The sequence below is a fragment of the Pseudomonas sp. GD03875 genome (assembly GCF_029840585.1).
In the GTDB taxonomy this organism is placed as follows: domain Bacteria; phylum Pseudomonadota; class Gammaproteobacteria; order Pseudomonadales; family Pseudomonadaceae; genus Aquipseudomonas; species Aquipseudomonas paralcaligenes.
Map to the genome: position 1 here is coordinate 27,819 of NZ_JAOCCV010000034.1, position 22,382 is coordinate 50,200.

At 68.8% G+C, this 22,382-nt stretch carries 20 protein-coding genes and 1 pseudogene; 6 read left to right on the plus strand and 15 right to left on the minus strand.

Annotated elements, in window-relative coordinates:
- Positions 1 to 21: 21 nt before the first annotated feature.
- From fumC to pmbA, 3 genes are all read right to left on the minus strand, one after another.
- On the minus strand, positions 22 to 1,410 hold the full coding sequence (fumC, locus tag N5D30_RS22105) for a class II fumarate hydratase FumC (RefSeq protein WP_279910695.1): 1,389 nt from the start codon (positions 1,408 to 1,410) through the stop codon (positions 22 to 24).
- Positions 1,403 to 1,795, minus strand: coding sequence for a FagA protein (locus N5D30_RS22110; RefSeq protein WP_220813881.1), 393 nt, complete (start codon positions 1,793 to 1,795; stop codon positions 1,403 to 1,405). The genes fumC and N5D30_RS22110 overlap by 8 nt, the downstream gene beginning before the upstream one ends.
- 146 nt (positions 1,796 to 1,941) lie before the next feature.
- On the minus strand, positions 1,942 to 3,288 hold the full coding sequence (gene pmbA, locus N5D30_RS22115) for a metalloprotease PmbA (RefSeq protein WP_279910696.1): 1,347 nt from the start codon (positions 3,286 to 3,288) through the stop codon (positions 1,942 to 1,944).
- An 89-nt stretch (positions 3,289 to 3,377) separates the two neighbouring features.
- Between pmbA and yjgA the strand changes: the two genes are divergently transcribed.
- Entirely contained in the window at positions 3,378 to 3,899 is a 522-nt protein-coding gene (gene yjgA / locus N5D30_RS22120; RefSeq protein ID WP_220813879.1) for a ribosome biogenesis factor YjgA, read from the plus strand.
- A 30-nt stretch (positions 3,900 to 3,929) separates the two neighbouring features.
- Here the strand turns inward: yjgA and N5D30_RS22125 are convergent, their stop codons facing one another.
- From N5D30_RS22125 to mreB, 9 genes are all read right to left on the minus strand, one after another.
- On the minus strand, positions 3,930 to 4,121 hold the full coding sequence (locus N5D30_RS22125; RefSeq protein WP_220813878.1) for a hypothetical protein: 192 nt from the start codon (positions 4,119 to 4,121) through the stop codon (positions 3,930 to 3,932).
- Positions 4,121 to 5,578 carry a metalloprotease TldD gene (gene tldD / locus N5D30_RS22130; protein WP_279910697.1) on the minus strand — a complete coding sequence of 486 codons (1,458 nt, stop codon included), beginning with the start codon at positions 5,576 to 5,578 and terminating at the stop codon, positions 4,121 to 4,123. The genes N5D30_RS22125 and tldD overlap by 1 nt, the downstream gene beginning before the upstream one ends.
- Complete coding sequence (locus N5D30_RS22135; RefSeq protein WP_279910698.1) at positions 5,575 to 6,429, minus strand: carbon-nitrogen hydrolase family protein; 855 nt, start codon at positions 6,427 to 6,429, stop codon at positions 5,575 to 5,577. The genes tldD and N5D30_RS22135 overlap by 4 nt, the downstream gene beginning before the upstream one ends.
- Positions 6,430 to 6,475: 46 nt before the next feature.
- Positions 6,476 to 10,315, minus strand: a complete 3,840-nt coding sequence (locus tag N5D30_RS22140) for a YhdP family protein (protein ID WP_279910699.1) — start codon at positions 10,313 to 10,315, stop codon at positions 6,476 to 6,478.
- Positions 10,316 to 10,328: 13 nt separating this feature from the next.
- A complete protein-coding gene (rng, locus tag N5D30_RS22145) occupies positions 10,329 to 11,786 on the minus strand; it encodes a ribonuclease G (RefSeq protein ID WP_220813874.1) in 1,458 nt (485 codons plus the stop codon).
- 57 nt (positions 11,787 to 11,843) lie between these two features.
- On the minus strand, positions 11,844 to 12,428 hold the full coding sequence (locus N5D30_RS22150; protein ID WP_279910700.1) for a Maf family protein: 585 nt from the start codon (positions 12,426 to 12,428) through the stop codon (positions 11,844 to 11,846).
- 76 nt (positions 12,429 to 12,504) lie between these two features.
- Positions 12,505 to 12,993, minus strand: coding sequence for a rod shape-determining protein MreD (mreD, locus tag N5D30_RS22155; RefSeq protein WP_279904677.1), 489 nt, complete (start codon positions 12,991 to 12,993; stop codon positions 12,505 to 12,507).
- A complete protein-coding gene (mreC, locus tag N5D30_RS22160) occupies positions 12,993 to 13,988 on the minus strand; it encodes a rod shape-determining protein MreC (protein WP_220813968.1) in 996 nt (331 codons plus the stop codon). Before mreC ends, mreD begins: the two co-directional genes overlap by 1 nt.
- Before the next feature lie 78 nt (positions 13,989 to 14,066).
- Positions 14,067 to 15,104 (minus strand): rod shape-determining protein MreB, encoded by a 1,038-nt coding sequence (mreB, locus tag N5D30_RS22165; protein WP_021701292.1) that lies wholly within the window; start codon positions 15,102 to 15,104, stop codon positions 14,067 to 14,069.
- Positions 15,105 to 15,322: 218 nt separating this feature from the next.
- On the opposite strand from mreB, the gene gatC reads away from it, so the two are divergent.
- The 5 genes and pseudogenes from gatC (at position 15,323) to N5D30_RS22190 (ending at position 19,406) form a co-directional block, all read left to right on the plus strand.
- Complete coding sequence (gatC, locus tag N5D30_RS22170; RefSeq protein ID WP_220813871.1) at positions 15,323 to 15,610, plus strand: Asp-tRNA(Asn)/Glu-tRNA(Gln) amidotransferase subunit GatC; 288 nt, start codon at positions 15,323 to 15,325, stop codon at positions 15,608 to 15,610.
- A 16-nt stretch (positions 15,611 to 15,626) separates the two neighbouring features.
- Positions 15,627 to 17,078 (plus strand): Asp-tRNA(Asn)/Glu-tRNA(Gln) amidotransferase subunit GatA, encoded by a 1,452-nt coding sequence (gene gatA, locus N5D30_RS22175; protein ID WP_279904676.1) that lies wholly within the window; start codon positions 15,627 to 15,629, stop codon positions 17,076 to 17,078.
- A 14-nt stretch (positions 17,079 to 17,092) separates the two neighbouring features.
- Positions 17,093 to 18,541: an Asp-tRNA(Asn)/Glu-tRNA(Gln) amidotransferase subunit GatB gene (gatB, locus tag N5D30_RS22180; RefSeq protein WP_220813869.1), complete on the plus strand. Its 1,449-nt coding sequence runs from the start codon at positions 17,093 to 17,095 to the stop codon at positions 18,539 to 18,541.
- Positions 18,542 to 18,609: 68 nt separating this feature from the next.
- A pseudogene (locus N5D30_RS22185) lies at positions 18,610 to 19,021 on the plus strand (septal ring lytic transglycosylase RlpA family protein).
- 13 nt (positions 19,022 to 19,034) lie between these two features.
- On the plus strand, positions 19,035 to 19,406 hold the full coding sequence (locus N5D30_RS22190; protein ID WP_279904674.1) for a carboxymuconolactone decarboxylase family protein: 372 nt from the start codon (positions 19,035 to 19,037) through the stop codon (positions 19,404 to 19,406).
- A 10-nt stretch (positions 19,407 to 19,416) separates the two neighbouring features.
- Here the strand turns inward: N5D30_RS22190 and N5D30_RS22195 are convergent, their stop codons facing one another.
- The 3 genes from N5D30_RS22195 to N5D30_RS22205 form a co-directional block, all read right to left on the minus strand.
- Positions 19,417 to 20,358 (minus strand): AEC family transporter, encoded by a 942-nt coding sequence (locus N5D30_RS22195; RefSeq protein ID WP_279910701.1) that lies wholly within the window; start codon positions 20,356 to 20,358, stop codon positions 19,417 to 19,419.
- 104 nt (positions 20,359 to 20,462) lie between these two features.
- Positions 20,463 to 21,023, minus strand: coding sequence for a response regulator transcription factor (locus tag N5D30_RS22200; RefSeq protein ID WP_220815411.1), 561 nt, complete (start codon positions 21,021 to 21,023; stop codon positions 20,463 to 20,465).
- A gap of 85 nt (positions 21,024 to 21,108) precedes the next feature.
- Positions 21,109 to 22,368, minus strand: a complete 1,260-nt coding sequence (locus N5D30_RS22205; RefSeq protein WP_279910702.1) for an ATP-binding protein — start codon at positions 22,366 to 22,368, stop codon at positions 21,109 to 21,111.
- Positions 22,369 to 22,382: the final 14 nt, after the last annotated feature.

Sequence of the window (22,382 nt, forward strand, 5' to 3'; positions counted from 1 at the left end):
ACACGGCGGATGGTGGCGACCTCAGAGGCCGCCTTCAGTGAGCTTTTCCGGATTGAGCAGTTGTTCGAGCTGCTGCCGCGACAGGTCGGTGTTCTCCAGCGCCACCTCGATGATCGGCCGGCCTTCTCGGTAGGCCTGCTTGGCGATCTCGGCGGCCTTCAGGTAGCCGATGATCGGGTTGAGTGCGGTGACCAGGATCGGGTTGCGGTCCAGCGCTTCCTTCAGCTTCGGCTGGTTGACCTTGAAGCTGGCGATGGCGCGGTCCGCCAGCAGGCGGCTGACGTTGCCGAGCAGCTGGATGCTGTGCAGCAGGTTGTCCGCCACCAGTGGCAGCATCACGTTCAGCTCGAAGTTGCCGGACTGGCCGGCGATGGCGATAGCCGCGTCGTTGCCAATGACCTGGGCGGCGACCATGGCGGTGGCCTCCGGGATCACCGGGTTGACCTTGCCGGGCATGATCGAGGAGCCCGGCTGTAGCGCCTCCAGCTCGATCTCGGCGAGGCCGGCGAGCGGGCCGGAGTTCATCCAGCGCAGGTCGTTGGCGATCTTCATCAGCGATACCGCCACCGTCTTGAGCTGACCGGAGACGGCCACGGCGGTGTCCTGGGAGCCGATCAGGGCGAAGAAGTTGGTGCCCGGGGTGAAGGTCACGCCGCTCAGCGCGCTCAGCTCCCGGCAGAAGTGCTCGGCGAAGCGCGGGTGGGCGTTGACGCCGGTGCCCACCGCGGTGCCGCCCTGGGCCAGCGCCTGCAGGCTCGGCTGCAGGGCGCGCAGGTGCTGGATGTTGGCCTGGATCTGCTGGCCCCAGCCGTCCAACACCTGGCTCATGCGCACCGGCATGGCGTCCATCAGGTGGGTGCGGCCGGTCTTGACGAAGGGCTGCACTTCCAGCGACTTGTCGCAGAGCACGGTGAGCAGGTGCCCCAGGGCCGGCAGCAGGCTTTCGTGCAGCTCGATGGCGGCGCTGACGTGGATGGTGGTGGGGATGATGTCGTTGCTGCTCTGGCCGCAGTTGACGTGGTCGTTGGCGCTGACGTTGTCGCCCAGGATGCGGCTGGCCAGGGTGGCGATCACCTCGTTGGCGTTCATGTTCGAGCTGGTGCCGGAGCCGGTCTGGAACACGTCGACCGGGAAGTGCGCCATGAAGTCGCCGTCCAGCAGTTGCTGGCAGGCCGCGACGATGGCGTCGCCCAGCGCCGGGCTGAGCTGCTCCAGCTCCACGTTGGCCCGCGCCGCGGCGGCCTTGGCCAGGATCAGCGCGCGGATGAAGGGCGCCGGCATGCGCTGGCCGGAAACCGGGAAGTTGTTCACCGCGCGCTGGGTCTGCGCGCCGTAGAGCGCCTCGGCCGGGACGTCCAGCTCACCCATGCTGTCGCGTTCGATACGGGTGCCACTGCGGTTATCACTCATGAGAATTACCTTCTACCGGTTCGTTGAATGTGAGAGAGGGCGGCAGGCGCAGGGTGGCCAGCCGGTTGCGCAGGCGGATCAGGCTGCGCTGCCGCTCCAGGTTGCAGGCGAGCTTTTCCAGGCTGTGCAGGGGACGCCAGGCGCGATCCAGGCAGAGGCTGCGCCAGTGCCAGGGCAGTGCCGGATCGCAGGCGGTGTCGAGCAGCAACTCGAACACCAGCACCGACATGCGCCAGGCGTCGAGGCGCCCGCTGGCCACCAACTGGCAGCCGTGGAATTCGTACTGGTCGAGCAGGCGCGGCTCGTCCGGCAGCAGTGCGCAGCGGATGCGGAAGCCTTGCCAGTGCCAGCAGTCCAGGCAGGGGGTGAAGAAAAGGAAGGACATGAAGCGTCCACTCTGACTCGATAATGATATTTATTCTTGAATGGTAAGAATAATCAATACCACAGTTTGTGTGGACTTGCCGGATGCGGGCATGAAAAAACCCGGCGTCCGTGGCGGCACGCCGGATTTTGTGGGCGGAATCGCGGTCAGCTGCCGGCGACGGTCATCCGCTCGATCAGCACCGAGCCGGTGCGGATGTTGCCGCGCAGTTCGAGGTCGCTGCCCACGGCGACGATCTGGCGGAACATGTCCTTCAGGTTGCCGGCGATGGTGACTTCCTGCACCGGGAACTGGATTTCGCCGTTCTCCACCCAGTATCCGGCGGCACCGCGCGAGTAGTCGCCGGTGACCAGGTTGAGGCCCTGCCCCATCAGTTCGGTGACCAGCAGGCCGCGGCCCATGCGGCGCAGCAGCGCCTTCTGGTCCTCGTCGCCGTGGCTGACGAACAGGTTGTGTACACCGCCGGCGTTGGCCGTGCTGGGCAGGCCCAGCTTGCGCCCGGAATAGGTGCCGAGGATGTAGGAGACCAGCTCGCCGCCGGCCACGAAGGGCTTGGCGTAGGTGGCCAGGCCGTCGCCGTCGAAGGCGGCGCTGCCCATGGCGCGGGGGATGTGAGGGCGCTCGTCGAGGCTCAGCCACTCGGGGAACAGGCGCTGGCCCAGTGCCCCTTCGAGGAACGAGGAATGGCGGTACAGGTTGCCGCCGGAGATGGCGGCCAGGAAGTGGCCGAACAGGCCGGTGGCCAGTTCGGGGGCGAACAGCACCGGCACCTCGCAGGTCGGCACCGGCCGGGCGCCGAGGCGCGCCACGCTGCGTTCGGCGGCCAGGCGGCCGATCCTGGCCGGATCGGCCAGCAGCTCGCCCTGGCGGTTGACGTCGTACCAGTAGTCGCGCTGCATCTGCCCCTCGCCCTCGGCGATCATCACGCAGCTCAGGCTGTGGCGGGTGCTGGCGTAGCCGCCGACGAAGCCGTGGCTGTTGCCATAGACCCGGCAGCCCTGGTGGGTGCTGAGGCTAGTGCCGTCGGCATTGCCGATACGCGGGTCGGTGGCGAAGGCGGCCGACTCGCAGGCCAGGGCCAGCTCCACCGCCTGCTCCGGGGTGATCGCCCAGGGATGGTAGAGGTCGAGTTCGGGCAGCTCGCGGGCCATCAGCGCGGCATCGGCGAGGCCGGCGGACGCGTCCTCGGAGGCGTGTTTGGCGATGGCCAGGGCCGCCGCCACCGTCTCCTGGATGGCCGCCTCGCCGCTCGCCGAGGTGCTGGCCGAGCCCTTGCGCTGGCCGACGTAGAGGGTGATGCCGAAGCCCTGGTCGCGATTGAACTCGACCGTCTCGACCTCGCCCTGGCGCACCGTGGTGGACAGCCCCTGCTCCATCGACACCGCCACCTCGCAGGCGCTGGCGCCCTGGCGGCGCGCCTCGGCGATGATCCGCTCGACCTGCGCCTGCAGGTCCGGCAGGGCCTGCGGGCCCACTGCTTGTGCTGAACTCATGTTGCACTCCACTGCTGGAGCCGCCGCCCGCGAGGGACAGGCAACCCCTGACTCGTTATCATGGCGACGTTTCCATTCGGACCGCCCCCATGGCTGATTCCTACGACGAAGACTTCTCCGGCGAGAAGAGCAAGACCCAGATCAAGCGCGAGCTGCATGCCCTGCAGGACCTCGGCGCCCGCCTGACCACCCTCAAGCCCGATCTGATCGCCAGGCTGCCGCTCACCGACGGCCTGCGCAAGGCTTTGGCCGAGGCCCCGAAACACACGGCCAATGCCGCCAAGAAACGCCACGTCCAGTTCATCGGCAAGCTCATGCGCGACCAGGACATCGAGGGCATCCTCGCCCTGATCGACCAGGTCGACAGCTCCACCCGCGAATACAACGAGCGCTTCCACGCCCTCGAGCGCTGGCGCGACCGCCTGATCGCGGGCGACGACGCCACCCTGGAGAGCTTCGTCGCCGACTACCCGGAAGCCGACCGCCAGCACCTGCGCAGCCTGATCCGTCATGCCCAGCACGAGGCGACGCGAAACAAGCCGCCGAGCGCCGCGCGCAAGATCTTCAAGTACATCCGCGACCTGGACGAGGTCCAGCGCGGCCTCAAGTAACACGGCGGCCCGGGCGATCCGGGCCATGCCTCAACTATCGCTCGCCAGCCAGATCACCAGCGGCACGCACCAGGCGGCAGTGGCGAGCAGCCCTATCAGGGTGACGACTCCGTCATTCCACTTGTCCGGCTTGATCCGCCCGCCCGAGAGCAGGCGCAGCGTCCAGTAGCCCTTGCCGTACAGCAGCACCTCGAACAGCAGGTGAAACAGCACCTCCAGCATCAGGCACCGGTACCGCCGACGGTGATCGCATCGATCTTCAGGGTCGGCTGGCCGACGCCCACCGGCACCGACTGGCCGTCCTTGCCACAGGTGCCCACGCCGCTGTCCAGGGCCAGGTCGTTGCCGACCATGGACACTTTGCTCATGGCTTCCGGGCCGTTGCCGATCAGGGTCGCGCCCTTGACCGGGGTGGTGATCCTGCCGTCCTCGATCAGGTAGGCCTCGCTGGTGGAGAACACGAACTTGCCGCTGGTGATGTCCACCTGGCCGCCGCCCAGGTTGGCGCAGTAGATACCGCGCTTCACCGAGCGGATGATTTCTTCCGGGTCGCTCTCGCCGGCCAGCATGTAGGTGTTGGTCATGCGCGGCATCGGCAGGTGCGCGTAGGACTCGCGACGGCCGTTGCCGGTCGGCGCCACGCCCATCAGGCGGGCATTGAGCTTGTCCTGCATGTAGCCCTTGAGCACGCCGTTCTCGATCAGCGTGGTGCACTGGGTGCGGGTGCCCTCATCGTCCAGGCTCAGCGAACCGCGGCGGCCGGCCAGGGTGCCGTCGTCGACGATGGTGCACAGCTTGGACGCCACCGGCTGGCCGATGCGGCCGCTGTAGGCCGAGCTGCCCTTGCGGTTGAAGTCGCCTTCCAGGCCGTGGCCGACCGCCTCGTGCAGCAGCACGCCGGACCAGCCGGCGCCCATCACCACCGGCAGCGTACCGGCCGGCGCGGGGACCGCTTCCAGATTGACCAGCGCCTGGCGCAGCGCCTCGCGGGCGTAGCCCATGGCGCGCTCCTCGCCGTTGCCGTCGCGTTCGAGGAAGTAGCGGTAGTCGGTACGCCCGCCGCCGCCATGGCCGCCACGCTCGCGGCGGCCGTTCTGCTCGACGATGACGCTGACGTTGAAGCGCACCAGCGGGCGGATGTCCGCGCCCAGGCTGCCGTCGCTGGCGGCCACCAGCACATGGTCCCAGACCCCGGCCAGGCTGACGGTGACCTGTTTGATGCGCGGGTCGAGGGTGCGGGTGAACACGTCGATGCGCTTGAGCAGCTCGACCTTCTCGGCGCGCTCCAGCACTTCCAGCGGGTTGTCCTGAGCATAGAGCGCGGTGACCGCCGGGCTGGCGAACGCCTGCACCCGGCCCTGCTGGCCGGCGCGGGCGATCGAGCGGGCGGCACGCGCCGCCTGGCCCAGGGCCTCGGCGTGGATGGCGTTGCTGTAGGCGAAGCCGGTCTTCTCGCCGGACTGAGCGCGCACGCCCACACCCTGGTCGAGGTTGAAGCTGCCTTCCTTGACGATGCCGTCTTCCAGCACCCAGGACTCGGAGACCTGGCTCTGGAAGTACAGGTCCGCCGCGTCGATGCCGGGGCCGGCGAGTTCGCCGAGGATGGCCGGCAACTGCTCGATGGTCAGGTTGCCGGGGGCCAGCAGGTGGCCGCTGACGCGGCCGAGGATGTCGCTCATAACTGCTCCGTGGGCGCCGGACCGGGCTGGACCGGCGCGATGAATCGTCTGTGGCGTGCCACCGGCATGCGCTGGCGCACGGCCGCCTGTTCGGCGGCGTCGCGTTCGGCGAGCAGAACCGCTTCGCCGCTGGATCGTTCGGCCAGCACCCGCCCCCAGGGGTCGATGATGGCCGAGTGGCCGAAGGTCTCGCGGCCGCCCGGATGGCTGCCGCCCTGCCCCGCCGCCAGCACGTAGCACTGGGTCTCGATGGCGCGGGCGCGGGTCAGCACCTGCCAGTGGGCGGCGCCGGTGACGGCGGTGAAGGCCGCCGGCGCGCTGATCAGTTCGGCGCCGGCTTCGCGCAGCCGGGTGTACAGCTCGGGGAAGCGCAGGTCGTAACACACGCTCAGGCCGAGGCGTCCCACCGGCGTCTCGGCCACCACCACCTGCTCCCCGAAAGCATAGTCGTCCGACTCCCGGTAACGGCCGCGGCTGTCGGCCACATCGACGTCGAACAGGTGCAGCTTGTCGTAGCGGGCCGCCCGTTCGCCATCCTCGTCGACCAGCAGCGAGCAGGCGTGGGCGCGGGCCTCGGGCCGTCCGTCCGGCGGCAGGGGAATGGTGCCCGCGACTATCCATAACCTGAGGTCGCGGGCGGTCCGTTTCAACCAGGGCAGGATGGGGCCGCTGCCATCGGCCTCGGCGCGACCGAGGGCGGCCTGGTCGCGACGGCCCATGGCGGCAAAGTTTTCCGGCAGCACGGCCAGGCGCGCGCCACGCTCGGCCGCCTCCTGCAACAGGCGACGGGCGGCGGCGAGATTGGCCGGGACATCGTCCTGGCTGACCATCTGGATTACGGCGAGGGACATGAACGCCTCCTTGCCCGCATGCTAACCCATGTCGCCTGGGCTGGCTTCACCGCGGCGCCTCGAAGGGCTTGTCGAAGCTGATCTCGGGCTCCTGCCAGGGGCCCTTGACCCGGTACTGCACGCTGGCGAAGCGGGCGACCCGGTCGCCGAGCAGCTTGTCGACCACGAACAGCGCGCCACCCACCGCCGGCGCGCCGACGATCAGCGCGGCCAGCGGCAGGTTGTTGGTCACCGGCAGGGTCACCAGCAGCTTGGCGTCTATCTCGTCCCGCGCCATGTCGAGGGTGCCGTCCAGCTCCAGGGTGCTGGACGGGCCGACCACGCGCAGCGGCTCGCGGGTCACGAACACGCCGCTCTTGCCGACCAGCAGGGTCTTGGTGGTGTCGTAGCTGAAGCCCTTGCCGAGCAGGTCGGAGAAGTCCAGGCGCAGGCGGCGGCTGATGGAGTTGAAGTTGAGCAGGCCGAACACGCGCAGCGCGGAGGCCGAACCCTGCACCTCGACGAACTGGCCATGGCGTAGGCTGGCGTCCAGGCGGCCGGACAGGCGCTTCATGCTGAACCAGGCCGGCGAGCCGGGCCAGCTGCCGTCCACGTCCAGGCGGAAGCGCTCGCTGGTGGCGCTGGGCGCGTAGCCCCAGGCCTTGAGCACGTCGGCCAGGTTGTCGCCCTCCAGGCGCCCCTTGTACCAGCTGCCACTGGCGCCGGGCGCGCCATCCCAGCCGGCGCTGCCGCCCAGCTGCAGGCCCTTGAGCTGCAGGGACAGGTCGTCGAAGCGCACGCCGGTCGAAGTCGGCCGCGCCTTGAGCGACCAGGCGCCGACCAGCACGTCGCCCTGCATGACCCGGGCGATGCGCAGGTCGAGCGCGGGAATCTGCCGCGGGTCGACGGCGGCCAGCATGTCGGGGGCATCCGGCTCGTCGGCCGCTGCCTCGCTGCGCGGCTCGGCAGGCGGGAAGCTCAGGCGCGCCAGGTCGATGACCATGGGTGCGCCGCCAGCGTCGGGCAGCGTGACCCGGCCCTCCAGCAGGGCGCTGTCGAGGTCCAGGCGCCAGGCCGCGTTGGCCCGGGCAAGCTTGACGCCGAGGTCGTCGACCTGGGTGCCGAAGCCGTCGAAGCGGCCGATGCGCAGGTCGGCGCCACGGAAGAGCTGGCGGCTCTGGCCGTCGTCGGCCAGCCCCAGGTAGGGCTTGGCGGCGGCCTGCCAGGCACTCCAGTCCAGTTCGTCGACGCGACCGACCACGCGCAACCCCTGTCCCGGCGGCAGGCTGGCGGCCTCGCCGCCGAGGCGCAGTTCGCCTCGGCCCTGCAAGGGTTGCTCAACCGGCCCGGCGAAGGCCAGGCTGGCGACGCCACCGTAGTCGAACCAGTAGCGCCGCTCCGCGCCCTGCAGGGTCATGCGCCAGCTGGCGGCACGCGAATCCGAAGCGGCCTTGGCGAAGGGCGCCGGCAGCTCGGCGGCCAGGCCCTTGAGGTCGGAGTCGACGCGCAACTGGCTGTTGCCGCCGTCCAGGGCCAGGTCGAGCCGGTAGGGGATTTCCCCGCTCACCGGCAATGGCTGGGTCACCCCCAGCCAGCCGGTCAGCTGCTCCAGCGGAATCCGGCCGCTGGCCTCGATGCGGGTACGGGCGTTGCCTCGCGCGCCGTCGGCCAGGGCGCGGCCGCGCACCGCGTGGCCCAGGGCGTGGGCACGGATGTCCGGCGCGCTGAGGCCGCGGGCGGTGTCGAAGCGGAAGGCGCCCTTGAGCTGGTTGAAGGCCAGCTTCGGCGTGGCGATCTCCAACCGCGCGCCCTCGGTGGCGAAGTCCACCTGTACCTGGGGCTTCTCGCCCTTGGCCAGCGGTATGTCCAGCTTCAACCTGCCGCTCAGCGGGCCCTGGCCCTGCCAGCCGGCGAAGATGTCGGCGGTGCCGATCGGCGCCTCCCGCAGGATCTTCAGCGCGTCGGGCAGGCTGCTCTGCACCTCTCCCTCCAGGGCCAGGCGCGGCGCCTGGCCGCGCGGCGCCCTGGGCACGTTGACCGTGACGTTGCTGACGCGACTGTCGAGGATGCGCGCCTCGGGCACCCGCACCTCGACGCCGTCGTCCTCGATCAGCACCTCGCCGCGGGCGTCGCGCAGCACCGGCCAGCCCGGCTGGAAGGCCAGTTCGGCGTTGTCGACCAGGAAGTACAGGCCGATGCTGCGCGCTTCGTCGGCGGCCTCCTTGGCCAGGGCGCCCTGGTACTCGAACCAGCCGTCCTCGATATGGCCGCCACGGATGGCGGTCTGCAGCCATTCGGCCAGCGCCGGGCTGAGCCCTGGCGAGCGGGTCGGCAGGTATTTCTTGGCCTTCAGGGCGTCGCCGTCGTGCAGGCCGACGCGCAGGTCCATGTAGTCTTCCTGGGCCGGGTCCTTCTTCAGCCGCACCATGAAGTCGCCGGCGATCCGCCCTTCCTCGCCCACCACCTGCAGGTAGGGGCTGTACAGGGTGAAGCCCTCGTCGTCCAGCTCCCAGCGCAGCCGGGCGCCGGCCTGGCGGTAGTGCCACATCTCGGGGAACAGGTTGGGGAAGTGCAGGCCGAAGTTCTCGCTGTCTGCCAGGCCCTCGCCGCCGCCCAGGTCGCCGCGCACGCTGCCGCTGGCGTTTTCCACCGCCGGCACGCCGTGCCAGGCGCCGATGCTGACCCGGTCGAGGTTGCCGGAGAAGCGCACGCGACTGGCGTCGGTCAGTTGCGGGAAGTATTCCAGCTGCACGTTGCGCAGCGTGCCGCGTGGGTCCAGTTCGCCGACGGCCTCGCCGGCCGCCTCCGGTAGCGGCGCCAGGGCCAGTACCACCGGGGTCAGCGGCGTGAGGTCGAGGTGGTCGGCGCTCAGCCGCCAGCGTTCGATCTGGCCGTCGGCATCGAGCTGCTGTGCCAGCGCCAGCTGCACCTCGCCCCAGCGCGTCTCGCCGAGGCTCAGGGCGAGGGAGTCGAGCAGCAGGTCGAAGCCGTCGGCGCGGCGCTCGAAGTAGGCGTTCAGGTTCAGGTCATCGATCTCCACCGGCTCTTGCCCGGCGTAGCGACCGGCGATCTCCGGCGCGTGCAGACGGGCGACGCCGCGTTGCACCTGGCCCTGGTCCCAGTCCAGCCAGAACTCACCACCGGCCTGGGCCTTGCTCAGCCGCCAGTCGCGGGTCAGGCCTGCGGGCAGCCAGGCGGCCCAGTCGCTCTGCGGCAGGCTGAGGTAGGCCTGGGCGCTGCTCGCGCGCCAGTCCGCGCGATCCAGGCGCGTGCGCAGGCTGAACGCCAGCGGCTGGCCGTCCGGCAGGCGCAGGCGGCCGTCGAGACGATGGCGCACCACGCCGCTGCGCAGGGTGACGTCGATGTAGGTGAGGCTGCGCGGCGCCTGCTCGAAGGGCTCGAAGGTCAGCTGGCTGCCCAGCAGCGAGACCCGCTCGACCATGGCCAGGCCGTCGATCAGCTTCTGCGGGTCGAGTGGGCGGGCGGGCTCGCGCTGCGGCAGGCCTTCCACCGCCCAGCGCCCTTCCCCGTCCTGCCGCAGGCTGAGCTGCAGCCCTTCGAGCTGCAGGTTGGCGAGGCGCGGTTGGCGCGCCAGCAGGCTGGCCAGCACATCCGGCACCACCCGCACCTGGTCCAGGCGCACCGCGCTGTCGCCCTCGCCCAGCAGCACGTCGTGGGCGGTGAGTATCGGCGAGAAACCGCGCCAGCCGCCTTCCAGGCTGCCGATGGCGAGCGGCATGTCCAGCGCCGTCGCGGCCCTGGCCTCGACTTCTTCGCGATACTCGGCCACCAGCGGCACCAGTTCGCGGCCGAGGCTGACGTAGAGCGCGGCCAGTACCAGCCCCAGCGCGCACAGCCCCAGTCCCCAGCGCAGCAGCCTGGCGACCAGGCCAAGGAGGAAGTTCATTCGGCGCGCCGGTTCACAGCAGCACCACGTCGTACTGTTCCTGGGAATACATGCTTTCCACCTGGAACTTGATGGTGCGGCCGATGAAGGCCTCCAGGTCGGCGACGTTGCCCGACTCCTCGTCGAGCAGGCGGTCGACCACCTTCTGCTCGGCCAGCACCAGGTAGCCTTCCGCCTGGTAGGCGCGGGCCTCGCGCAGGATCTCGCGGAAGATCTCGTAGCAGATGGTCTCCGGCGTCTTCAGCTTGCCGCGCCCCTGGCAGGCGCTGCACGGCTCGCAGAGCACCTGTTCGAGGCTCTCGCGGGTGCGCTTGCGGGTCATCTGCACCAGGCCCAGCTCGGTGATGCCGATGATGTTGGTCTTGGCATGGTCGCGCTCCAGCTGCTTTTCCAGCGTGCGCAGGACCTGGCGCTGGTGCTCCTCGTCCTCCATGTCGATGAAGTCGATGATGATGATCCCGCCCAGGTTGCGCAGGCGCAGCTGGCGGGCGATGGCGGTCGCCGCCTCGAGATTGGTCTTGAAGATGGTCTCTTCGAGGGTGCGGTGGCCGACGAAGGCGCCGGTGTTGACGTCGATGGTGGTCATCGCCTCGGCCGGGTCGACGATCAGGTAGCCACCGGACTTGAGCGGCACCTTGCGCTCCAGGGCGCGCTGGATCTCGTCCTCGACGCCGTACAGGTCGAAGATCGGCCGTTCGCCGGGATAGTGCTCCAGGCGGTCGGCGACCTCGGGCATCAGCTCGTCGACGAACTGGGTGATCTTGCCGAAGGTTTCCCGCGAATCGACGCGGATCTTCTCGATCTTCGGGTTGACCAGGTCGCGCAGCGTGCGCAGGGCCAGGGACAGGTCCTCGTAGATCACCGAGGGCGTGGTGGCGGTCTGCATCTGCCCGGCGATCTGCTCCCACAGGCGACGCAGGTAGCGGATGTCGGCGAGGATCTCGTCGGCACCGGCGCCCTCGGCGGCGGTGCGCAGGATGAAGCCGCCGACTTCCTCGATGCCCTCGGCCGCCACGCAGTCGGCCACCACTTTCTTGAGGCGCTCGCGCTCGCCTTCGTCCTCGATCTTCAGGGAAATGCCGACGTGGCTGGTGCGCGGCATGTACACCAGGTAGCGCGACGGGATGGACAGGTGGGTGGTCAGGCGCGCGCCCTTGGTGCCGATCGGGTCCTTGGTCACCTGCACCACCAGGCTCTGCCCCTCGTGGACCAGCGCGCCGATGGACTCCTGCGCGCTGCCCTCGCGGGTCGAGATCTCCGCCGCATGGATGAAGGCCGCGCGCTCCAGGCCGATGTCGACGAACGCGGCCTGCATGCCCGGCAGCACCCGCACCACCTTGCCCTTATAGATGTTGCCGACGATGCCACGCTTCTGGGTGCGCTCGACATGCACCTCCTGCAGCACACCGTTTTCCACCACCGCCACGCGCGACTCCATCGGCGTGATGTTGATCAGGATCTCTTCGCTCATGCGTCCTACTCTGCGTGGCGGCCAGGCGCCGCGCGCTGTCTGTTGTGGGCCGGCAGATCAGCTCTGCCAGCACGGAATGCCGAACACCTCCAGCAACTGCGCGGTTTCGCACAGCGGCAGGCCGACCACGGCCGAATAGCTGCCTTCGAGCTGGCTGACGAAGACCGCCGCCAATCCCTGAATACCATAGCCGCCGGCCTTGTCGCGCGGCTCGCCGGTGGCCCAGTAGGCCTCGGCCTCGCCGGGCCGCAACGGGCGGAAGCGCACCCGGCTGACCACCACCCGCGATCCGACGCGGTCGGTGGCGGCCAGCGCCACGGCGGTCATCACCTCGTGCTCCCGTCCGGACAGCGCAGCCAGCGTAGACAAGGCGTCGGCGCGGTCGTTCGGCTTGCCGAGAATCCGCCCGTCGAGCACGACGGCGGTGTCGGCACCGAGCACCACGGCGCCTTCCGGCCGCTCCAGCGTGGCCAGCCCGGCCTGCGCCTTCTCCCGCGCCAGGCGCTCTACATAGCGCTGCGCGGGCTCGTCGGGCAATGCCGTTTCATCAATGGAGGCGATTAGCGTGACGAAGGGCACACCGATCTGCGCCAGCAGTTCGCGCCGGCGAGGGGAACCCGAGGCCAGGTGGAGCGTGGCCATGTGACATCTCCCTGTCAGAGTGGATGGGCGGCCCCGCCGCAGGCGCGGGACGCTCAAGAAGGACGAACGTGCAGCCTCAGCGCACGGCGAAACGCTGCTGCAGTCCCCGCAGGATGGCGAACACCCAGGGCCAGAGCAAGGCACTGATCAGCGCGGGCAGGACGAAGGCCAGGGTCGGCGGCCGATTGCCGGTCAGGGCGTTGAGCCACAGCTGCACCAGCTGGGCGATGCCGAACACCACCAGCAGCACCAGGCTCTGCTGCCACATGGGGAACATCTGCAGGCGCCGGTGCAGGGACAGCACCAGGAAGATGATCAGGGTCAGGATCAGCGCGTTCTGCCCCAGCAGGGAGCCGAACAGTACGTCTTCCACCAGCCCCAGGCACCAGGCGCTGATCATGCCGATGCGATGCGGCAGCACCAGCACCCAGAAGGTCAGGAACAGCGCCAGCCACAGAGGGCGGCCGATTTCCATGAACGGCGGCATGGGGGCGACGCTCAGCAGCAGTGCCAGTACCAGGGTCAGCCAGATCACCCAGCCATTGCGTGCCCTCGCCTGCGCCATCAGCGACTCCCTCGTTCTGCAGCCGGTGCGGAAGGTGCGGCGGGCGGCGCAGAACCGGCTGGCGTCTGCGACGGTTGCGCGGCGGGCGCCGGCTGCGCGCGGGCGGCATCGGCGGCCTCGCGATCCGCGGCCTCCTGCGCTTCGGCCGCCTCGGTGGCGCGTTCCTCCGGCGTCCTGTCGTCGGTGAACACCAGCAGCATGTAGCGGCTGCGGTTCAGCGCGGCGGTAGGCACGGCGCGGACGATGGCGAAGGGCTGCCCCGAGTCGTGGATGACCTCGCTGACGGTCGCCACCGGGTAACCGGCCGGGAAGCGCTGGCCCATGCCGGAGCTGACCAGCAGGTCGCCTTCCTTTATATCCGCCGTGTCGGCCACGTGGCGCAGCTCCAACCGCTCCGGGTTGCCGCTGCCGGCGGCGATGGCGCGCAGGCCGTTGCGGTTCACCTGCACCGGGATGCTGTGGTTGGTATCGGTGAGCAGCAGCACGCGCGCGGTATAGGGCATCACCTCGACCACCTGGCCCATCAGGCCGCGGGCGTCGAGCACCGGCTGGCCGAGGAACAGGCCGTCCTTCTCGCCCTTGTCGATCAGGATGCGGTGGGTGAAGGGGTTGGGGTCGACGCCGATCAGCTCGGTGACCAGCACCCGCTCGTCCACCAGGGCGGCGGAATTGAGCAGCTCGCGCAGGCGCACGTTCTGCTCGGTGAGGGTGGCCAGCTTCTGCAGGCGGCCCTGCATCAGCAGCGCCTCGGCCTTGAGCTTCTCGTTCTCGGCCATCAGCTCGCTGCGGCTGGTGAACTGCTGGGTCGCCCCTTCCCACAGGGTCAGCGGCATGCGCGCCACGCGGTAGGCGGGCTCGGTGATGACGCCGACCTGCGAGCGCAGCGGATGAAGCACCTCGAAACGCGCATCCACCACCATCAGCACGACCGAAAGCACGACCAGCACCAGCAGTCGTACTCCCAGCGATGGCCCCTTGGCAAATAGCGGTTTGATGATGGCTACCCTCGGCTGACGGCTGGAAAACACGAAGCCGGAAGAACCAGCTTCCGGCTTCGGGTCACCACTTCAGGATCACTCGGTGGACAGCAGGTCCATGGAGTGACGGTCCATCATCTCCAGGGCACGACCACCGCCACGGGCCACGCAGGTCAGCGGGTCTTCGGCGACGATCACCGGCAGGCCGGTTTCCTGGGCCAGCAGCTTGTCCAGGTCGCGCAGCAGCGCGCCGCCACCGGTCAGCACCAGGCCGCGCTCGGCGATGTCCGAGGCCAGTTCCGGCGGGGACTGCTCCAGGGCGCTCTTGACCGCCTGGACGATGGTCGCCAGCGACTCCTGCAGAGCCTCCAGCACTTCGTTGGAATTGAGGGTGAAGCTGCGCGGCACGCCCTCCGCCAGGTTGCGGCCACGGACGTCGACTTCACGCACGTCGCCGCCGGCGTAGGCGGTACCGATTTCCTGCTTGATGCGCTCGGCGGTGGACTCGCCGATCAGCGAGCCGTAGTTGCGGCGCACGTAGGTGATGATGGCTTCGTCGAAACGGTCGCCGCCGACGCGGACGGATTCGGCGTAGACCACGCCGTTCAGCGAGATCAGGGCGATCTCGGTGGTGCCGCCGCCGATGTCGACGACCATCGAGCCGCGGGCCTCTTCGACCGGCAGGCCGGCGCCGATGGCGGCGGCCATCGGCTCTTCGATCAGGAACACTTCACGGGCACCGGCACCGAGGGCGGATTCGCGGATGGCGCGGCGCTCGACCTGGGTCGACTTGCACGGCACGCAGATCAGCACGCGCGGCGACGGCTGCAGGAAGCTGTTCTCGTGAACCTTGTTGATGAAGTACTGCAGCATCTTCTCGCAGACGCTGAAGTCGGCGATCACGCCGTCCTTCATCGGACGAATGGCGGAAATGTTGCCCGGGGTCCGGCCCAGCATGCGCTTGGCCTCGGTGCCGACGGCGACCACGGATTTCTGGTTGCCACTGCTACGGATGGCGACCACGGAAGGTTCGTTGAGGACGATGCCACGCTCGCGGACATAGATCAGGGTATTGGCCGTGCCCAGGTCGATCGACAGATCGCTGGAGAACATGCCACGCAGTTTCTTGAACATGGGAAAGAAGCCCTAGACAGAGCGCGATGAAAACGCTGGGTAAAAAAGTGCGGCAAACTCTATCAACGAGCGGCCTTTTGGGCAAGGCGCGCTCTGTGCTAAATTGCCCGCTTTTCCGGGCTTTAGGCCCACAAAACGCGGCATCTGACCGCCCCGCGCGGTATCCGTTCCCCGTCCCGCTTCCGCCCGGTCATCCGCCCGCTTCCTGGAGAATCACGATGGCGCTCGAACGCTCCGACGTGGAAAAAATCGCCCATCTGGCCCGTCTCGGCCTGAGCGAAGGCGAAGTTCCACAAACCACCGCGACCCTCAACAGCATCCTCGGCCTGATCGACGCCATGCAGGCGGTCGATACCACCGGCATCGAGCCGCTGGCCCACCCGCTGGAAGCCACCCAGCGCCTGCGCGCCGACGTGGTCACCGAGAAGAACCAGCGCGACGCCTACCAGGCGGTCGCCCCGGCCGTGGAAAGCGGCCTGTTCCTCGTGCCGAAAGTCATCGAATAAAGGAAAGGGTTTTCCCATGCATCAACTGACCCTGGCCGAGATCGCTCGCGGCCTGAAGGACAAGACCTTCTCCTCCGCCGAGCTGACCGGCGCCCTGCTGGCCCGTATCCAGCAGCTCGACCCGCAACTGAACAGCTTCATCACCGTCACCGCCGACCTGGCGCTGGAGCAGGCCAAGGCCGCCGACGCCCGCCGCGCCAATGGTGAAGACGGCGCCCTGCTCGGCGCGCCGATCGGCCACAAGGACCTGTTCTGCACGAAAGATGTGCTGACCAGCTGCGCCTCGAAGATCCTCACCGGCTTCAAGGCGCCCTACGACGCCACCGTGGTCGAGAAGCTGGCCGCCGCCGGCACCGTGACCCTAGGCAAGCTGAACATGGACGAGTTCGCCATGGGCTCGGCCAACGAATCCAGCCACTACGGCGCGGTCAAGAACCCCTGGGACCTGACCCGCGTACCGGGCGGCTCCTCGGGCGGCAGCGCCGCCGCCGTGGCCGCGCGCCTGCTGCCGGCCGCTACCGGTACCGACACCGGCGGCTCAATCCGCCAACCGGCCGCGCTGACCAGCCTCACCGGCATCAAGCCCACCTACGGCCGGGTCTCGCGCTGGGGCATGATCGCCTACGCCTCCAGCCTCGACCAGGGCGGCCCGCTGGCCCGCACCGCCGAGGACTGCGCCCTGCTGCTCGGCGCCATGGCCGGCTTCGATCCGAAGGACTCGACCAGCGTCGACCAGCCGGTCGACGACTACCTGGCCGCCCTGACCCAGCCGCTGGCCGGCCTGCGCATCGGCCTGCCGAAGGAATACTTCGGCGCCGGCCTCGACAGCCGCATCGCCGACGCCGTGCTGGCGGTGGTCGAGGCGCTGAAGAAACTCGGCGCCACGGTCAAGGACATCAGCCTGCCGAACATGCAGCATGCGATCCCGGCCTACTACGTGATCGCCCCGGCGGAGGCCAGCTCCAACCTGTCGCGCTTCGACGGCGTGCGCTTCGGCTACCGCTGCGAGAACCCGAAGGACCTGCAGGACCTGTACAAGCGCTCGCGCGGCGAAGGCTTCGGCGCGGAGGTGAAGCGGCGCATCATGGTCGGCACCTACGCCCTGTCCGCCGGCTACTACGACGCCTACTACATCAAGGCCCAGCAGATCCGCCGGCTGATCAAGAACGACTTCGTCGCCGCCTTCAACGAGGTCGACGTGATCCTCGGCCCGACCACGCCCAACCTGGCCTGGAAGCTCGGCGCGAAGAACGACGACCCGGTTTCCGCCTACCTGGAAGACATCTACACCATCACCGCCAACCTGGCCGGCATTCCCGGCCTGTCGATGCCCGCGGGCTTCGTCGACGGCCTGCCGGTCGGCGTGCAGTTGCTCGGCAACTACTTCCAGGAAGGTCGCCTGTTGAATGTCGCGCACCAGTACCAGCAGGTCAGCGACTGGCACAAACAAGCACCGAGCGGATTCTGAGGAAGGATCAAGACATGCAATGGGAAACCGTGATCGGGCTCGAGATCCACGCTCAGCTCAGCACCCAATCGAAAATCTTCTCCGGTAGCGCCACCACCTTCGGCGCCGAGCCCAACACCCAGGCCAGCCTGGTCGACCTGGGCATGCCCGGCACCCTGCCGGTGCTGAATGCCGAGGCCGTGCGCATGGCCTGCAAGTTCGGCCTGGCAATCGACGCCGAGATCGCGCCAACCAACGTCTTCGCGCGCAAGAACTACTTCTACCCGGACCTGCCCAAGGGCTACCAGACCAGCCAGATGGACCACCCCATCGTCGGCAAGGGCTTCCTCGACATCACCCTGGAAGACGGCACCGTCAAGCGCATCGGCATCACCCGCGCGCACCTGGAAGAAGACGCCGGCAAGAGCCTGCACGAAGACTTCCACGGCATGAGCGGCATCGACCTGAACCGCGCCGGCACGCCGCTGCTGGAAATCGTCTCCGAGCCGGAAATGCGCAGCGCCAAGGAAGCCGTGGCCTACGCCAAGGCGATCCACGCCCTGGTGCGCTACCTCGGCATCTGCGACGGCAACATGGCCGAAGGCTCGCTGCGCTGCGACTGCAACGTCTCGGTGCGGCCCAAGGGGCAGGCCGAGTTCGGCACCCGCCGCGAGATCAAGAACGTCAACTCGTTCAAGTTCATCGAGCGCGCCATCAACACCGAGATCGCCTGGCAGATCGACGAGCTGGAATCCGGCCGCAAGATCGTCCAGGAGACCGTGCTGTACGACGTGGCGGCCAACGAGACGCGCTCCATGCGCAGCAAGGAAGAAGCCAACGACTATCGTTACTTCCCCTGCCCCGACCTGCTGCCGGTGGTGATCGAGCAGAGCTTCCTCGACGAGGTGCGCGCCGGCCTGCCGGAGCTGCCGGTGCAGAAGCGCGAGCGCTTCGAGTCGCAGTTCGGCCTGTCCGCCTACGACGCCAGCGTGCTGGCCGCCAGCCGCGAGCTGGCCGACTACTTCGAGCAGGTCCAGCAGACCTGCGGCGACGCCAAGCTGGCCGCCAACTGGGTAATGGGCGAGCTGTCCAGCCTGCTCAACAAGGACAACCTGGAGATCGACCAGTCGCCGGTGTCCGCCGCGCAGCTGGGCGGCATGATCCTGCGCATCAAGGACAACACCATCAGCGGCAAGATCGCCAAGATGGTGTTCGAGGCCCTGGCCGCCGGCGAAGGCGCCAGCGCCGACGAGGTGATCGAGAAGAAGGGCCTCAAGCAGGTCACCGACTCCGGCGCCATCGAGGCCATGCTGGACGAAGTGCTGGCGGCCAACGCCGAGCAGGTCGAGCAGTACCGCGCCAGCGACGAGGCCAAGCGCGGCAAGATGTTCGGCTTCTTCGTCGGCCAGGCCATGAAGGCCTCCAAGGGCAAGGCCAACCCCGGCCAGGTCAACGAACTGCTGAAGAAAAAACTCGAAGGGTGAGCCGGCCCTTCTTTTCCTGAGAGCGCCAACCCATGCGTTGGCCGCTCCATGCCCTGGAGAATCGCGCGATGCTCACCGGTAGCCCGGATACCATCCGGGAACGCGCTCCCCGGATTGCATCCGGGCTACGGACACTGGCATTGCTCGGCCTGCTCGGCGCTGTCGCCGGCTGCTCCACCCTGGGTGGCGGCGCCGGCGAGACCGGCAAGGCTTCCTACTACGGCGCCCGCCATCACGGGCTGAAGACCGCCAGCGGCGAGCGCTTCGACCAGCACGCGCTGACCGCCGCCCACCGCAGCCTGCCCTTCGGCACCCGGGTCCGGGTGACCAATCTGAACAACGACCGCAGCGTGGTGGTGCGCATCAACGACCGCGGCCCGCACACGCGGACGCATCATCGACGTCTCGCGCCGGGCGGCCGAGCAACTGGACATGCTGCGGAGCGGCACCGCGCCGGTCCGCGTGCAATCACTCGACTGACGGAGCACCTTTCATGAGCGAAGAACGCAAACCAGGCCTGCAGGTACGCCGGGAAGTCATGGGCGACGCCTTCGTCGACCGCGCCCTCGGCAACGCCACCGAATTCACCCAGCCGCTGCAGGACTTCGTCAACGAGCACGCCTGGGGTGGCGTGTGGAACCGCGACGGCCTGGACCGCAAGACCCGCAGCCTGATCACCCTGGCCGCGCTGACCGCCCTGAAATGCCCGCAGGAGCTGAAGGGCCACGTGCGCGGCGCGCTGAACAACGGCTGCAGCGTGGAGGAAATCCGCGAGGCGCTGCTGCACTGCGCCGTCTACGCCGGCGTGCCGGCGGCCATCGACGCCTTCCGCGCGGCCCAGGAAGTGATCGAGCAGCAGGGCTGAGGCCCGGCGATCAGATCCAGCCGCCCCAGCGCAGCGCGAACAGCCCGATGTTGGTGGTCACCACCGCCACCAGGGTGGTGATCACGATGATCGCCGCCGCCAGTTCGTGGTTGCCGCCGGCCGCCCGGGCCATGACGAAGCTGGCCGCCGCCGTCGGGCTGGCGAAGTAGAGGAACAGGATCGCCAGCTCGGCGTTGCGGAAACCCAGGGCGAAGGCGCCGGCGGTGGCCAGCAGCGGCAGCCAGATCATCTTCATCAGGCTGGCGCCGATGGCCAGCCCGCTGCTCGCCCGCAGCGAGGCCAGCGACAGGGTGCCGCCGATGCAGATCAGCGCCAGCGGCAGGGTCAGTTCGGCCAGGTACTGGCCCGAGGTGATCAGCCAGGCCGGCAGGCCGATCCGCCAGTAGGCGAACGGGATCGCCGCCAGCACACCGATGATCAGCGGGTTGCGCAGGATGCTCTTGAGCAGCGCCCAGGGCCGGGTGCTGCCCGCGGGGTTGTAGGTCTCCAGCACGATCACCGAGAGGGTGTTGTAGCAGAGGATCACCACCCCGCCGAGGATGCCGCCGAGGGACAGGCCGTAGTCGCCGTACAGGCTGGTCGCCAGGGCCAGGCCGATGATGCCGTTGTTGCCGCGGAACGCCCCCTGCACGTAGACCCCGCGCTCGGCGCGTGGCACCCGCCAGATCGCCCAGCCCCACGCCAGCAGGAAGCCAAGCAGCGTGGCGACGGCGAAGTAGCCGAGCACGGCCGGCTGCAGCGCCGTCGCCAGGTCGGCGTGGAGGATGGCGAGGAACAGCATCACCGGCATGCTGACGTTGAACACCAGCGACGAGGCGGTGGCGATGAAGTGCGCGTCGATCAGGCCGAGGCGCTTGAGGGCCACCCCGAGGAACAACATGGAGAAGACCGGCGCGGTGATGGCGACGGTCTGCTGGATGACGGCAAGCATGGGAGCCCCGAACCTGACTATTTGGTTAGGGGGCTAATGATAACAGCAGGAAAGCCGTAGGGCGGGTGCAACCCGCGCGGTTCGGCGCGGGGTTTCACCTGCGATCAGCGACGGACCGGGCGCTTCTGCAACTTGCGCTGCAGGGTGCGGCGGTGCATGCCCAGGGCGCGGGCGGTGGCGGAGATGTTGCCGTCGTGCTCGGCCAGCACGCGCTGGATGTGCTCCCACTGCAGGCGGTCCACCGACATCGGGTTTTCCGGCACCAGCGTATTGAGGTCGGCATGCTCGGAGAGCAGCGCGGTGAGCACGTCGTCGGCGTCGGCCGGCTTGCACAGGTAGTTGGTGGCGCCGCGCTTGATCGCCTCCACCGCGGTGGCGATGCTCGAATAGCCGGTGAGGATCACCACGCGCATCTCGCCGTCCAGCTCCAGCAGCTTGGGCAGCAGCACCAGGCCGGAGTCGCCGTCCATCTTCAGGTCGAGCACGGCGTAGTCCGGCAGGTCGTCCTTGGCCAGCACCAGGCCCTCCTCCGCCGAGTTGGCCACGCTCACGCGCAGGCCGCGGCGCTCCATGGCCCGCGCCATGACCCGGGTGAAGGTGGGATCGTCGTCCACCAGCAGCAGGTGCGGCTGCTCTTCCTGCTCGTTCAACTGTTCGTCAGACATGTCGTTCTCCCGTAGTGTCGCGTCCGAAGCCGCCGTAGGGTGCGCCGCGCACACCGCAGGCGACACCCGATCGATGTTCGCCCGGCTACGCCAGCCTGGGCAGGCGCAGTTCCGTCAGCGTCCCGCCCTCTTCGTGGTTGTAGAGTTTCACCGAACCGCCGGCCCGCGTCACGCTGGCCTGGCTGAGGAACAGGCCGAGGCCGAAGCCCTTGCCCTTGGTGGTGAAGAAGGGCCGGCCGATCTGCTCGGCGATGGCCAGCGGCACGCCGACGCCGTGGTCGCGGATGCTCAGGGCGATCCACTGCTCGTCCCAGTCCAGGCGGATGTCCAGTTTGTCCGGGCAGGCGTCGGCGGCGTTGTTGAGCAGGTTGAGCAGGGCCTGGGTCAGGTCCGCCGGCGGCAGCAGGCGCGGCACCGCGCCCGCGCCCAGGCACTGGAAGCGGTAGGTGGCCTCGGGGCGCATCAGGTGCCAGCGGTTGAGGGTCGTCTCCAGCCACTGCACCGCGGTCTGCTCCTCCACCGCCTGGCGGCGCTCGGCCTCGGCGGCGCGCACCAGTTGCTGCAGGGTGTCCTTGCACAGCTTGACCTGTTCCTGCAGCAGGGCCAGGTCGTCCTGCAGGGCGGGCTTGTCGCGGTTCTCCTGGCGCAGTTCGGTGAGCAGCACGCTCATGGTCGCCAGCGGCGTGCCCAGCTCGTGGGCCGCGCCGGCGGCCTGGGTGGCCACGGCCAGCAGCTGCTGGTCGCGCATGCCCTCCTCGCGGCGCAGCGCCTGCAACTCGTCCTGGCGGCGCAGGGCGCCGGCCATCTTGACCACGAAGAAGGTGATGAAGGCCGCGGACAGCAGGAAGTTCAGCCACATGCCGAACAGGTGCAGGCTGATCAGCATGGCCTCGTGCTGCACGTTGTTCAGGTGCAGCGGGTGGTACCAGATCAGCAACGCCGTGTAGCCGGTCAGCGCCAGCCCGGCGAGGAACATGGAGAAGAACCAGGGCAGGGTCGCCGCGGCGATGGTCAGCGGCACCAGGTAGTAGGAGACGAATGGGTTGGTGGAGCCGCCCGAGTAGTACAGCAGGACGCTGTGGATCACCAGGTCGCAGGCCAGCTGCACCGTGTACTCCAGCTCGGTGACCGGCCACGGCCCGCGCAGGCGCAGGGCGGTCAGCAGGCACAGGCAGAGCGACACGCCGAGGGTGATGCACAGCGGCAGCCAGGGCAGCGGCAGCAGGTCCGACAGGTAGGCGATGCCCACCGAGCCGGCCTGGGCGGCGAGCACCAGCAGGCGGATCAAGGTCAGCCGCCAGAGATTCTGGCGGCTCGCGGACAACAGCTGGACGGGGGCGTACATGGAGGAAGGTGACA